Below are 14581 nucleotides of genomic sequence, written 5' to 3' on the forward strand. Positions count from 1 at the left end.
TCTCCGGTATTCGCACTTCAACCGCATGAATTTGTACGACATTTCGTACAAAACCCAGGCAGCAAGCCCGCGCAGCCGCGAACCCCGCTGGCCCCGCGAGCCCCGCGATCGCGCCAACCTTGGCTATTTTCATGCTGGAGTTGTGCCTGAAAATTCAATGGCATGACTGTTGTCATACATCGACTTCCTGCAAGGAGCGGTGAAAAAGTGCTGAGCACTTATATGTATACGAAAAATCATACAAAAAATCGTTGAAGGTACGCGGAATACGGTAATTTGTACGACACGTCATACAAAATGATGCTGGGGGTTTGAGAATAGTTTGAATTTGTATGAAGAACCGTACAAACTCACCAAAAATGCACCCAACATGCGTTTTGTTATATGAAAAATCGTACAAATGGACTCGTGTATTTCAATCAAGCACCAGATGCCGTTCATCCACCGGCTGCCAATAGAGCAAGGCTGCCTTGAAGCGATGGCGAATCGCAGGCCGTCCTTCCACTTCCACAGCATATTTTCTCACAATGTCTTGAATCGCCTGTTGATCCGCTGCTGTTAGAGGACGCTCCTCGTTCATGATCAGCTTACGTGTCTGAACCTCAACCAATTGCTCCCACGTATCGTATGCATACACCCGTTCCAACGGAATAATCCGGCAGTTTACGTCAATCCCTAACTGATAGAGCAGGTTGGTCAAATGAATATAGTCTCTGCGGCTGAACTTAACCGCAATGCCCAGCTTTCTGTGTATCTCCCAATAGTGCGGAGGTTCGGGTCCGCTGGTTAACCCAATAATGGCCAGCCTACGGGCTGCTCGGTTCATATTCAACATCGCCTGGACGATTTCCTGCATACGGTAATAGCAATTTATGCCGAATACGATATCATAGCTGCCAGAGTCAGGGGCATGCTCTTCCCATTTGCTGTGGATCCACCGCATATTTTGTATGCTCAAAGCCTCGGCTGTTTCTCTTAAATATCGGAGAACACTGCTTGAGCTGTCCAGACATGTGTAGTCGCTGACGATTCTCGCCGTCTCGAATGTATAATTGCCCCAACCGGGACCGATCTCCAGCACCGAATCGGTTGGCCGGAAGAGCGTGTGCAGCTCCTTCATCAGCCCGATCGCATACGGGTCAGGCTGGGGAAGCTTTCCTTCCCGCTTAGCCAAATAATCTTGCCAGAATTTCTCCTCCATCTGGTCGTTGGTCATCCGTTCGGGAAGCTTACCGTGCCAATCCTTCATCCCTTCGAGCCAGACTGTGCGGTAATCCATTTGCAATCTTGTGCCGTAATACATGAAAGCCTCCTTATTCTTTAGTTACACCGCGCGGCGGCGGTGATTCTTGCGGTTTTCATGCTCCCTCGACAGGCTGAATAGCGGTAATTTTCAAGCCGTACTCCCCTGGCTCTACCCGCGTCTTCACACCGTATACCTCCTGCAAATGGGATTCGGTGAGCACATCCGCCGGGGCACCGGCTGCAAAAATTTCACCCTTTCGAAGCAGCACAATATGGTCGGAATAACGGGAGGCCAGCTCCAGATCATGAAGAATCATGATCGCAAGCTTCTGATCCCGCCTGACCAATTCCTTCACCTTCTCCAGCACAGACAGCTGATGGCGAATATCAAGAGCGGCAATGGGCTCATCCAGCAGGAGTACATCCGGCTGCTGCGCCAGCGCCCTTGCAATGAACACCTTTTGCCTCTCACCGCCGCTCAATTCATCCACGTAACGATCAGCCATATCCGACAGCTGGAGATCCTCAAGAATATGCTGGACGAGGTCCAGGTCCTTACGGCTAATTCCCCAGCGTACGTACGGCTTTCTTCCCAGCAGCACCGTTTCCATGACCGTCAGGGGAAAAGACATCGCAGTATTCTGCGGCACATAGCCAATCTTTTTCGCCCGTTCCCTGGGAGGAATCGCAGCAAGCGGCTGGCCTTCCAGCTCTACAGTTCCCTGTCGGGTCTTATAGATGGACGCCAGGCATTTGATCAATGTCGTTTTTCCGGCTCCGTTGGGGCCGACGATGGACACGAATTGCCCCTGCCGCCAGCTCGCTTCTATCCCGCGAATCGTATCCCCTTGGCCGTAAGCAAAAGCCAGATCTTTCACGGCTAATTGTTTCAATTCCAATAGTCCCTTCTTTTCCTTACTAGCAAATAAATAAAAAATGGCGCGCCAATGATCGAAGTGATGATGCCAACCGGTATTTCTACAGGGGAAATAATCGTTCGGGCCAAAGTATCGGAAGCAAGCAAAAGGATTGCGCCGCTTAAGCATGATGCAGGAAGAAGATAACGATGGTCAACGCCGATAAGCATCCGCGAAATATGCGGGGCTACCAAGCCGATAAACCCGATCACTCCTGAAAAGGCAATCGTAGCAGACGCAATAAAGGTAACCGCAAGCAGAGTAACCAGCCTCATTTGTCTAACCTTAACCCCTGCCGTCTTGGCTACCTCTTCCCCCATGCCGAGCACATTCAAATCCCAGGCATACGCCATTAAAAGGATAAAAACAAGCGCAATGCAAGGAGCCAGCAGCTTGATGACTTCCCAATTGGCGCCCCAAAACCCGCCCATCAGCCAAACCACCAGGTCTTTTAAAGCTTCATTATTGGAAAAATACTTCAAAGCCGAAACGCCGGAGGAAAACAGATGGCCGATAGCTACTCCGGCCAGCAGCAGCACAGTGGTGGAGCTGTTTTTTAAACGGGCGATCCCATATACGAAAAACACCGCAAGGCAGCCGAATAGAAAAGCGTTCGCAGCGATTAGCCAGCGGGCGGAACGAATAACCTGCTCTATACCGAACAAGCTTGCCCCGAGTACAATGGCCAAAGCGGCTCCAAAGGAAGCGCCGCTGGAAACACCGAGAGTAAACGGACTGGCCAGAGGATTACGCAGGATCGCCTGCATAATGACTCCCGCAATGGCTAAGGACATCCCGGTCAGAACTGCCATCACGATCCGCGGAAAGCGGACCTGCTGCAAAATGTAGCTGGTCATAGCATCCGCTTCGGAATGACCGGTAAAGCTCCAGATAATGTCCCGCAGACTGACTTTAACAGTGCCGGCCATAGCCGCGTAAACAACCAACAACAGCAGCACAGCAAGCAGCAAAACCAGTACCATCCCTTTTTTTCGCGTGCTGGCACCGTATTGTTCATGCAATGAACTCACCATCGTGATTAGCCATCTTCTTTAGCCGAGTAATGCCATACGCCTTGATAAGGCACGTCCAGCCATTGTTCAAAGTATTGTCTCAAATACTGGTCGGCATCCAGATCTGCAAACCGTTCGGGATATAAATATTTAGCCAGCTGCAGAACACCGATATACCGTTTGTCCGAGCCTATAAAGTTGGTGTGGAAAATATACAGCTCATTGTCTTTTCCCGCCTTAAGCTGCGGCACGGAGGAAATATTGTTAATATTCTCAATGACCTCACGGTGCTGATCGGTGTTTTCCGTTTCGTAACCGCCAAGCCACGTCCCATGGAGGGTTAGCACATCCGGATTGCGGGACAGCACGTATTCTTCGTCAACCATAATTGTTGTGGAGCTTTCTGATGGGTCCCATTGCAAATCGGCCGCGTCAATCCCGCCGGCTAACAAGGTTGCGTACCCTTCTCCTACACCGGGCTTGCCTTCGAGTGACTGGCTTGGGAAAACACGGTATCCGCCATCCGAATTTAAAAAGCCGATCGACAATGCCATCACGCTTTTCTTCTCTTCCTCCGGGATCTCGCTTACTCTCTCAGCCAGCTGTTGTTCGATATCTTCCTTCCATAGGATAAATTGCTTGGCCCGATCCTCTTTATTAAATAATTTACCGAGCAGCCGATACTCTTCCTCCATTTGTTCCGGCAAGTAGTTATTCATACGGATGACCGCTATACCGGCCGGCTCCAGCTTTTCTTCCAAAGTAGAATCCGGTCTGTTGGTATATGCAAAAACTGCCTGCGGCTTCAAGCTTAAGATGAGCTCAAGATTCACCTCTCCGGTTTTCCCCACATCCGGCAAATCCTGATAGTCCAAATAAGGATTATTGGTCAAGGTAGTATCTCCCGTAGCGATGACGCCATCTTGAGCGCCTAATACCTGGATGGCCTCCGCCGTATTGCGGTTAATGACAACGACATTGTCCAGAGGCACCGGCAATTCATGCTCCTTGCCCGCGGAGTCGGTAAACTTAAAAATCGTTTTTTCCTCTTCATTACTAGAGTCGCTTGAGCCAGAAGCCGGCTGATGATTACCGCTATCCGGACTAGCTGCAGGGTCGCCCTGTGAAGCAGATCCCGGAACGGAATTGCCGGCGCAGGCAGACAATAGGAGCAGAATGCACAGCAATAAAGGCAGTCCACCCCTCCAAGAAAGACCCCAAGAAAGATTAAATGCCCTATTCATAATTTGACGACTCTCCTGTTCCTGAATATAAATTCAATGAATGATTCTTTATACTTTTGCAGAAAGCTTGACGGCCTTGCTGACTGCGGCCGATATAAGCTCCTCAATACGCTTCAAATTTGCCGGACTCCAGTTAGAACGCACGTCTTCCGCTGACTGGTTGGCAGACCTAGAAGCAGATGCATGCTTTACTTGAGTGGAAGCGATAGCGAGTTGTTCAATCCATCCCTCCGCTGCCTCTTCCGAGCTTGTCCCGTCTCCAGCGGCAATCCCTTCCCTTGTATCCAGAAACCAGTCATGCCCTTTACCCAGTATCCGTCCTCTCTCGGCAGCCAGCAGCAGGCGGACTCTCTCCTGGTCATTAAGATGATCATCAACCACAACAAGCAGATGGATACACGAGCGATCGGGTATAACAGCCAAAGTCAGCGGTACAGGAATAAGATGGGATTCAATGATTACATCAGCGAGCGGGGAACGGGTTGCTAGAACAGCGGTATGAGCAGGATTCAGACTAAGCTCTTTCCACTGCAGTCCGTTATCCGTTAATGATGACTCTTCCAGTTGAAAAACAGCAATTGCCTGAACCCACTGCTCTCCTTCTCCATGGACGGAATCGGACAGCCATTTAACGGGATGCTTGCACCGTAAAACAAGGCTATTGTGCAAATGCTCTGCCTCTGCAGTCTCTACTGTGTCTGCTGCCCCTGCTGTCCCTGCTGATCTTGCCGCCTCTACCGTTTTTACCGCTCCGGTCTCCCCAGCTGCCCCAGCTTTATACTCGCCCTCATTCGTCATCCGCTTGGGGTTTAAGAACAGCTGTGATCTCGGTGCCTGCGGGTGGGCTACAGGGGACATGTCAACCTTATATATTCGTTCTATTAGTTCCTTGTCCTTAAGCAAGCCAACTTCACCGATCCGCTCCAGGCGGCCTTCACGCAGCAGCGCTACACGATCGGCATAGAGTGCGGCCATGTTCAGATCATGGAGAATCGCAAGGACTGTCAAGTTCCGGGTGTACTGCCATTCTTTAAGCAGGCTGAGCAGCTGAAAAGCATGATGCAAATCCAAATGATTAGTCGGCTCATCCAGCAGCAGCAGCCGGGGCTGCTGTGCTATTGCCTTGGCTAGCAGAACCCTCTGCTTCTCCCCTCCGCTTAACTGGCGGTATGGCGTCTCCCGGTAATGGCTGATCTGGGTTAAGTCCATCGCTTCATCCATGATGCGGTGGTCTTCCTCAGTCAAGAGCTTAAAAAATCCTTTCTGATGAGGATAACGGCCTAATGCCACAATTTCTTCCACCGTAAAATCGAAAGTGATCTGCTCTTCCTGCCCAAGCACTGCCATCAATCGGGCTCTTTCCAAGGAACTGTAAGCATGGAGCGGTTTACCGTCAATGAGAATAGCTCCGTTATTTACAGGCAGCGTTCCCGTTATCATTTTTAACAATGTCGTCTTCCCGCTGCCGTTCGGACCAAGCAGGGCAAAGAAATGACCTGCGGCCACATCAAATGTAGCATTATGAATAATAGGCTCCGATGAAGCGTAACCAACACTAGCCTGCCGTACGCTTAATAACGGCAAGGAAGCAGAATCAGGCTTGAAATTCCGAATAGATTTACTCAATTCCTTTAACGCTCCTTCTACCCAGGCTGCGTTTGGCCAATCTCTCTCTCATCAGCAAAAAGGCAAATACCGGCGCCCCCGCCAAAGCGGTAATAATCCCGATCGGCAGCTCCTGTGGCGAGATAACCGTGCGGGCCAGCAGGTCGGCCATGACGAGAAAAGCGCCTCCCCACAGCATGGCCAGCACTAACAGATGCCGGTGATTCGGGCCGACAAAAATTCTTACAAAGTGTGGGATCACCAGCCCGACAAAACCAATCGTTCCGGATACGGAGACCGCTCCTCCAGTCAAGAGTGATGCCCCGATCAGAATCAGAGTCTTCTTGCGCTGAACATTAACACCGAGATGGTGGGCCGATTGTTCACCCAGGGCCAGCGCATTCAATTCCCTGTGATGGATCAGCAACAGAACCGAGCCCGCCAGAAAAAAGGGAATGAACAATTGGACATAGGACCAGCCCCGATTGGCCACACTGCCCATTAACCAATACATAATATTCTTTAAATCTTCTCCGCTTAAAGCGATGATCAAGGAAATGAACGAGCCGATAAACGAGCTGACAATGATTCCTGCCAAAATAATCGTTTCCACCGCAAGCCCTCTGCCGGACAAGCGGGTCATTCCGAAAACGATCAAGAGAGCAATGAAGCCGCCGGCAATTCCAAACAACGGAAGCGTAAATGCTCCGAATAAGCTGATCTTGAAAAAGATCACGGATACAGCACCGAGAGCCGAGCCCGAGGAAACACCGATCGTATACGGATCAGCGAGCGGATTTCTCAGCAAACCTTGAAAGGCAGCGCCGCTCAAAGCTAAAGCACTGCCAATCAAGAAAGCCAGGACCACCCGCGGTACGCGAATATCCCAAATCATAGCCTGTACCGTTCTCGGGATCTCCCCGATATCTATTTCCCCAGTTATTTTCGCCACAAGGATTCGCACAATTTGCGTCAGTGGAACATGGACACTGCTAAACGTTACGGCAAAGAATGCAGCTGTCAGGACCAGTGCCACACTTACTGCGTATAGCAAAAGAATTTGCGGTTTAATTGAAAACTTCCGGGTAAATCGTTTTGGCAAGAATCTCCACTCCATCCATCATCTGTGGACCAGGTCTGACAACCAAATCATTATCTACATCAAATACCTGGTTATTGGCAACTGCAGGCACTTCTGACCAGCCGGCCCGCTGCAGTACATTCTCGACAACATTCTCAGAATAGTTTCCGTAAGTGGTCACGATCACATCCGGTTCAGCAGCGATCACCTGCTCTTCGGTGAACTGTACCCAGCCTTGCGCCTCCTCAGCTACGTTGACCGCATGAATAGCCGTCAGCATTTCGTGCATGAAGGTGTTGCTGCCGGAAGTATGCAGGCCGTCAAAAACTTCTATCCATACTTTTTTAGGCTCCGTAATTTGCGAAGCTTTGCTCTGAATGTCTTCCAGCTTGTCCTTCATCCCAGCAATAAGCTCTTCCGCTTCCTCCTTCGTACCTGTAGCCTCGGCGATAAGGCGGATCATGGAATAAACATCATCAAAGTTGTTAGCGCTGGATTTCACAACAATAACGGTAATGCCTACCTGACGCAATTGCTCTAGCACATCCGCATGGTTCTCATGATGATGGTTGGTGACAAAAGCAAGATCGGGCGCCAGCTCAAGCAATTTTTCCACATTGATGGTCTGACCGCCAAGCCGAACTTTATTCTGGGTCTCTTCCGGGAAATTGGAGTGGTCGGATACCCCTACGATTTTATCTCCCAAGCCTAGAGCAAAGGCAGATTCCGTAATGCTCGGAATCAAGGTGACCATAGTCTCCGGCTCTTCCTCGATCACAACTTCCTGTCCTATGCCATCGATTAGCGTAAGCGGGTATATTGTTTCCCCTGTTTCGCCCTCTCCTTCAGGCGTCGCTTCCGGCCCGCTGCCGTTGCTTTCGCCCGGAGCCGGAGTCTCGGTCCGTATGCCGTCAGGCTCTCCGATCGATACCGGATCGGATCCGCATGCTGCCAGCAGCCATACAGCCATCGCCAGCAGCAAGCCTGTGATTAACCCCCGATGCCATGCTGCAAATGGTTTTCTCTCTGATCTCATCATTTCTTCTGCACTCCTTCATATAAACTGCGCACAAAAAAACGCCTCATCCTATATTCGGAAAAGACGCAGGTATGCTCAGTAAAGTGACCATAAGACCGGTAAAACTCGCAACCTTCCGTTAAAAGATAGGAAGAATGGAACCGCCCCAACACACCGTCACTAGATCAGCATCCTTTCCTCGAAGGACCCGATGAATCACCTTACTGCAGGCAGGTCTCCTGGCTTGCGCTTCAAACGCGAATCACCCTCCCTTCCCATGCCGGCTAGACGGCACAGTGGCTGCAACGGGTGAAGCTTTAACGCATACAGTGGCGGGACCGCGACGGACTTGCACCGTACTTCCCTTTTCATCCTCTTACCGCCCGGTCCCTATTAGTACTGCGCAATTAAGCTAGTACTCTATTCTTCAGAACCGATGCAGCAAAAGAAAACCTGCAAGGCTATTATTCATTTTTCTGTGCTAACGTCAAGTATAGAGAAGGAGAATCGGTTTGTAAATGTTTTTCGTCAGTGCCCGCAGCTCTGAAGACCGTCTTCTGGACAGCGCTCTGAATCCATGATAGGCTATAGCTAATTTCATAGCACAAGAAGACAGGTGCATCCCAATGCTAGCTTAATAGGGAAGTTTGGTGCAAAGCCAACGCGGACCCGCCACTGTAAGAGGGACCGGCAGACGCCGGAAATTGCCGGAGAATAATCACTGGACACATAGTGTCCGGGAAGATTCCGACAATCCCTTGAGCCAGGAGACCTGCCTGTCTTAGCCGCACCGTTTAAGAACCTACGGGTATTAGGGAGGTGTGAAGCAGATGGTAGATGGCAAGCCCTATCTATCGGTATAGGACGGTTATCGTATCTTTGCAGATGCGCCCTGTATCTGCCTTGAAATGTCTGCCGTGTGCAAGCGGCAGAGCTGCTAAGGCAATCCTTTAATAGGTCTGTCTTCACGAATGAATCACTTCCCTAATCCAGTGGAAGTGTTTTTTTATTTTCTTATGCTTACGTTAAGGAGGCAACATATGGATAGGGATCTATCGACAACCCGTCACCATATTCTGATCTGCAATGGAGGAAGCTGCATGCGTGAAGGCGGCGAGGAGCTGACTCTCCAGCTGCGCGACGAAATTGCGGTTCAGCAAGCAAAACAACAGATACATACTTCCCGCACACGCTGCAACGGGCGATGTGGCGACGCCTGCGTAGTCATCGTATATCCGGAAGGCACCTGGTACCGGAACATGACGCCGGAATCCGGCAGAGAGCTTGTCCGCTCGCTATGTTCCGGTGCGACAAATCCAGCCAGCGTCAGCTATTACTATAAAGGGCAAAGCTTTGTCCGAGGAGAGGAAACTTGCCGATGATTCTTTATCTGACCACTGCCGATACCGACTTGTTGACACTGCGCGCGGCGCTGGAGCACCTGCCCGGGAACTATCCGCCGGTACGCGCAGCCAATTTGACAGACTGGCTGGACAACGATGAAGCGGCCCGGAGTTTTCTGGACCGCTATCTGCAGCAAGCACAGATCATTATTTTACGCGCTCTGGGCGGCAGAAAGGCGCAGCCCTACGCCTTTGACCGGATTCGTCAGCATTGCCAAACCCATAACCTCCCGTTGTTGGCCTGGCCGGGTGATCCGGAGCCGGACCCGGAGCTCGATGAAGCATCGACGGTAGACATCGACCTGTCCAAGCAGGCAATGGCTTACGCGCTGTACGGCGGCGTAGACAATTTCAGCCAAATGCTGCTCTGGATTAGCAATACATGGCTGGATACTGACTACAGCTGCAAGCCCCCGGCCGTACTGCCCTGGGCGGGCATTTATGTCAGGGGCGAAACGCGGGCTTGTTCGGCGGAGGAATGGCAGGCTGACTTGAAGAATCAAGCAGAACCTCTTCTATCGCCGGAAGAGGATTTACTAGCCGATGATCGCCGCAAGCCTGAAGCTGGCCGCAAGCCGGTCATTGCAGTGCTCTTCTATCGCGCACACTGGATGAGCCGCAACGTCAGCTTTGTCGATGATCTCTGTTCGGCAATCGAGCAGCAAGGCGCTATCGCTTTGCCGGTTTTCGCCCAGAGCTTAAAGGAGGATGCCGGGAAGCCACAGGAAGGCTATTCCCGCTTTCTGAAAAATCGCGCAGGCCGCCCGTTTATCGATGCCCTCATTGTAACCATGAGCTTCTCCACTCATTCTCGCGGCAAAGATGTCTGTCCTCCTGGAAATGATACTCCGGATGCTGCTTCAATCATGAAGCAGTTCAATGTCCCCGTCTTCCAGGCTCTCGTATCGCTCCATAGCCAAGAGAAGTGGAAGGAAAGCACAGCAGGGCTTTCGCCATTGGATACGGCTATGAATGTTGCGCTGCCCGAGTTTGACGGCCGGATTATTACCGTACCCGTCTGCTTCAAAGAAACCGATGCTGACGATCCGGTTCTGGAGACCTCCGTCCGCCGCTATCAGGCTCTTGCCGACCGCTGCGACTATGTTGCCCGGCTCGCCATCCGCTGGTCACGCCTTGCATACAAGGACAACAGCAACAAAAAAATTGCCTTTATGCTGAACAATTCTCCGTCCAAAAACTCGCGGATTGGCAATGGTGTCGGACTGGATACGGCGAATTCGATCGTGAAGGCGATTCATGAATTGGCAGCCAACGGTTATGATGTCGGAGATCCGGCCAACCTGCCGGCAACCGGCGATGAGCTTATCCATCAGGTCATCGCAACCTGCAGCAACGACCGCGATTATTTGACGGAGGAGCAGCTGCGGCAGGCTGTGGGGCGCCTGCCCGCCGCCGCCTACGCAAGCAAGTGGAGCACCATTAGCGGCACAGCCCGACAGCAGGTCGCTGATGCCTGGGGCCCGCCGCCGGGCGATATTTTCCTGTATGACAATGAGCTGATTATGCCGGGGGTCCAGTTCGGCCATATCTTTGTCGGTTTGCAGCCGCCCCGCGGCTTTGGTGATAACCCTTCGGCCATTTATCATAGTCCGGATCTTGTGCCGACCCACCATTACATAGGGTATTACCGCTTTCTGCGCGATCATTTCCAAGCAGATGCGGTCATTCATCTCGGCAAGCACGGCACTTTAGAATGGCTGCCTGGCAAGGGCATCGGTCTCTCCGACTCCTGCTTTCCGGAAGTGGTGCTCGATGATCTGCCGCATTTTTATCCGTATATTATCAATAATCCCGGCGAGGGAACGCAGGCAAAAAGACGCGGGCACGCGGTTATCATTGACCATATGGTTCCGGTTATGACGACTGCGGACACTTATGATGAGCTTAGCCGGATAGAGCTTTTGCTGGAGGAATATTACCAGGTACAGCTTCTCGATCCGAAGAAGCTTCCGGTCATTCAGCAGGAAATCTGGGAGAAGGTGCAGCAGGCGAAGCTGGACCAGGATTTGCAGCAGACTGAATTCCCCGAGCAATTCGGGCTGTTCCTTAAGAAAATAGACGGCTATATTTGCGAACTGAAATCCGCGCAAATCCGGGATGGATTGCATATTTTGGGTCAAGTGCCCGGAACGGTAACCGGGTGGACAGACATGCTCTATTCGCTCGTACAGCATCCGAACGGGAAAATAAACTCGCTGCCCTCTGCAATTGCAGAGGCTATGCGGATTGACTGGAGCCAATTAAAAGACCAGCTGGGAGAACCGTGGGAGCATCAGGTTCCAGCCCTGCTGTACAAGCTGGATTCTTACCCGCGGGATTTTCATCCCCGAAGAAGAGATATCAAGGAAGCGGTCGAAGAGCTGGCACGCCAACTGCTTAGACAGCTTGTTATGGAGCGAAGCCTGGAGCTGCTATCTCTGAGAGACGAGCAAACGGAGCAGGATCAAAACCATGCGGACAGCCGTGATGCCCAATTTGCGCCGGGCGCCGTTAAAGAGCTGAAAACGAATAAAGAAGTCGCGGCTGTCATGAAGTATGTGGAGGAGGTTCTGCTGCCCAAGCTGCTGAAAATTCCTGACGAACTGGGTCACTTACTGAAGGGTTTGGAGGGCGGCTTTGTACCCCCGGGACCCAGCGGCGCTCCTACACGCGGAATGGCCGATATTTTGCCGACGGGACGCAACTTCTACTCGGTCGATCCGGCCGCTCTGCCTTCCTCCAGCGCCTGGCGAGTCGGCCAGCAGCTCGCTGAGGAGCTCATCCGCCGCTACAAGGAAGAAGAAAACCGCTATCCAGAGTCAGTAGCAGTCGTCGTTTGGGGAACTTCAGCGATGAGAACACGCGGTGACGATGTGGCGCAGATTCTTGCCCTGCTGGGCGTACGCCCGGTATGGCAAGCGTCCAGCGCCAGAGTTACTGGTCTGGAAGTCATTCCGCTTGAAGAGCTGCAAAGGCCGCGGGTAGACGTCACGGTAAGAATTAGCGGCTTCTTCCGTGACGCCTTTCCCCATCTGGTCAAGCTGATGAATGACGCGGTAGAGATGGTCAGCAGGCTGGACGAACCCGCAGAGCAAAATCCGCTGCGTCATCGTGTGCTGGAAGAAACCGCACAGAAGATGAAGCTCGGCTTGAGCGAGGAGGAAGCCCGGGAATCGGCAGCAATCCGTGTTTTTGGCAGTAAGCCGGGAACCTATGGGGCCGGCCTTCTTTCCCTGATTGAAAGCGGCAGCTGGCAGACGGATGCCGACATAGCGGAAGTGTTTACCCAGTGGTCCAGCTATGCGTATACCAACTCTCACTACGGCAAGCCGGCTGCGGCCGATTTCCGCCATCGGCTGCGGCTCGTGCAAGTCGCAGCGAAAAATCAGGACAACCGCGAGCACGATATTTTTGACAGCGATGATTACTTCCAGGAGCATGGCGGGATGGTCGCTACGATTCGCTCGCTGACCGGCCGCAATCCGAAAATGTACTTCGGCGATTCCTCCAATCCTTCCCACATCCGGGTTCGCGATCTTAAGGAGGAGGCACTGCGGGTGTTCCGCAGCCGGGTAATCAATCCGAAATGGCTGGAATCAGCCAAGCGTCACGGCTATAAGGGCGCATTGGAGATGGCGAACACCACCGACTTCCTGTTCGGCTATGATGCTACCGCCCATGTAATCGAGGATTGGATGTATGAGAAAGTAAGCGAGCAATACGTATTGAACGAAGACATGAGACAGTTCCTGCTGCAGTCCAACCCGTGGGCGCTCAAGGATATCGCTGAGCGGCTCCTTGAGGCCGCGAGCCGCAAGCTGTGGGAGAATCCCGACCCGCATACAATTGAAGGGCTGATGAATGCACTGCTTGAAACTGACAATGCTCTGGAAGAAGGAGGTTCTGATCAGCTGTGACTACCAAACCATCGACTCATACTCGTGACCCGTATCCCTTCTCGGCTATTGTCGGACAGGACACGGTCAAGCTGGCGCTTCTGCTCAATGCCGTCTCTCCTTCCACAGGCGGGGTGCTGATTCAGGGGGAAAAAGGAAATGCCAAATCAACAGCGGTACGGGCTTTGGCCAAGCTGCTGCCGCCCATCGCTGTTGTGCCGGGCTGTCCCCTTTCCTGCGATCCTGAAGAGCCGTTCTCTTTTTGTCCGCATTGTAGAGGGGTGCCTTACACCGGAGAACCGGCGGAAGCCCAGGCTCCTTTTATTGAAATTCCGTTAGGAACGAGCGAGGATCGGCTGCTGGGCCATATGGATCTCGATGCCGCCTTGAACCGGGGAGACCGTTTCTTTGAAGCCGGGCTGCTGGCCCGCGCCCACAGGGGTGTTCTGTACGTGGACGAGATTAATCTGCTTCCCGACCATCTCGTAGACATTTTATTGGATGCGGCTGCCTCTGGCTGGAACCATGTTGAACGTGACGGATTTTCTGTGTCCCATCCTGCCCGTTTTATATTGGTAGGAACGATGAATCCTGAAGAAGGAGAATTGCGGCCTCAGCTTCTTGACCGCTTTGGACTGTCTGTGGAGGTGACCACTCCTCAGGATGTTCCTTCACGTACAGAGATTATGAAACGGCGGCTTGCCTACGAGCAGTCCCCTGCCCAATTCGCCGGGCAGTGGGCAGGCGAAGAAGATCAGCTTCGCGCGCATCTTCGCCAGGCCCGCCGAGCTTTCGGCGATATGGAGCTGCCGGCGGCTAGACTGGAGCAGGTCGCGCGCATCTGCCTGCAGGCGCAAACCGAGGGCATGCGTGCCGACCTCGTCATCTGCGAGGCCGCCAAGTCGCTGGCCGCCTTCCGCGGACATCCTGCCGTCACCGCACAGGATGTCCGCGAGGCGGCGCCGCTCGCCCTGTTTCACCGGAGCGCCCATCCCTGGCATCCCGACCCAGAACCGGACGGTTCAGGGTCGGATGGCTCGGGGGATGGCTCCGCTGCAGACCAGGGCGCTGCGGACGGCGCAGCAGGCGAGCCGTCCGCCCACGGCCAGCGGCCGGCTGATCCGGCAGGACATGCCGGAGGCAGCCAGGCGCCCGGCGG

10 protein-coding genes and 2 riboswitches are annotated in these 14581 nt (G+C 52.8%); of the genes, 3 read left to right on the top strand and 7 right to left on the bottom strand.

Annotated features, from left to right (window positions below; translation table 11 throughout):
• Positions 1-415: 415 nt before the first annotated feature.
• Genes PSHG_RS02305 through PSHG_RS02335 form a run of 7 tightly spaced genes read right to left on the bottom strand, consistent with a single transcriptional unit; the run spans position 416 to position 8144 of the window.
• On the bottom strand, positions 416-1303 hold the full coding sequence (locus PSHG_RS02305) for a class I SAM-dependent methyltransferase (RefSeq protein ID WP_010268857.1): 888 nt from the start codon (positions 1301-1303) through the stop codon (positions 416-418).
• 55 nt (positions 1304-1358) lie between these two features.
• Entirely contained in the window at positions 1359-2138 is a 780-nt protein-coding gene (locus PSHG_RS02310) for an ABC transporter ATP-binding protein (protein WP_235782004.1), read from the bottom strand.
• On the bottom strand, positions 2135-3196 hold the full coding sequence (locus tag PSHG_RS02315) for a FecCD family ABC transporter permease (protein WP_010268868.1): 1062 nt from the start codon (positions 3194-3196) through the stop codon (positions 2135-2137). The genes PSHG_RS02310 and PSHG_RS02315 overlap by 4 nt, the downstream gene beginning before the upstream one ends.
• Before the next feature lie 5 nt (positions 3197-3201).
• Entirely contained in the window at positions 3202-4419 is a 1218-nt protein-coding gene (locus tag PSHG_RS02320) for an ABC transporter substrate-binding protein (protein WP_010268872.1), read from the bottom strand.
• Positions 4420-4467: 48 nt separating this feature from the next.
• The gene (locus PSHG_RS29150; RefSeq protein ID WP_010268875.1) at positions 4468-6045 is read right to left on the bottom strand and encodes an ABC transporter ATP-binding protein; all 1578 of its coding nucleotides are present in this window, start codon (positions 6043-6045) and stop codon (positions 4468-4470) included.
• Positions 6038-7126: a FecCD family ABC transporter permease gene (locus tag PSHG_RS02330; protein WP_010268877.1), complete on the bottom strand. Its 1089-nt coding sequence runs from the start codon at positions 7124-7126 to the stop codon at positions 6038-6040. The genes PSHG_RS29150 and PSHG_RS02330 overlap by 8 nt, the downstream gene beginning before the upstream one ends.
• Positions 7092-8144 (bottom strand): ABC transporter substrate-binding protein, encoded by a 1053-nt coding sequence (locus tag PSHG_RS02335; protein WP_010268881.1) that lies wholly within the window; start codon positions 8142-8144, stop codon positions 7092-7094. The genes PSHG_RS02330 and PSHG_RS02335 overlap by 35 nt, the downstream gene beginning before the upstream one ends.
• A 191-nt stretch (positions 8145-8335) precedes the next feature.
• Positions 8336-8522, bottom strand: a riboswitch (cobalamin riboswitch).
• Between the two features lie 198 nt (positions 8523-8720).
• A riboswitch (cobalamin riboswitch) is annotated at positions 8721-8917 on the top strand.
• 246 nt (positions 8918-9163) lie between these two features.
• Here PSHG_RS02335 and PSHG_RS02340 point away from each other — a divergent pair.
• From PSHG_RS02340 to PSHG_RS26415, 3 genes are all read left to right on the top strand, one after another.
• A complete protein-coding gene (locus PSHG_RS02340; RefSeq protein ID WP_010268883.1) occupies positions 9164-9505 on the top strand; it encodes a (2Fe-2S) ferredoxin domain-containing protein in 342 nt (113 codons plus the stop codon).
• Positions 9502-13443 (top strand): cobaltochelatase subunit CobN, encoded by a 3942-nt coding sequence (gene cobN / locus PSHG_RS02345; RefSeq protein WP_010268886.1) that lies wholly within the window; start codon positions 9502-9504, stop codon positions 13441-13443. Before PSHG_RS02340 ends, cobN begins: the two co-directional genes overlap by 4 nt.
• The coding region (locus PSHG_RS26415; protein WP_010268890.1) for an ATP-binding protein at positions 13440-14581 on the top strand (1142 nt) is incomplete at its 3' end. The genes cobN and PSHG_RS26415, both read left to right, overlap by 4 nt.

Source organism: Paenibacillus senegalensis JC66, assembly GCF_000285515.1.
In the GTDB taxonomy this organism is placed as follows: domain Bacteria; phylum Bacillota; class Bacilli; order Paenibacillales; family NBRC-103111; genus Paenibacillus_L; species Paenibacillus_L senegalensis.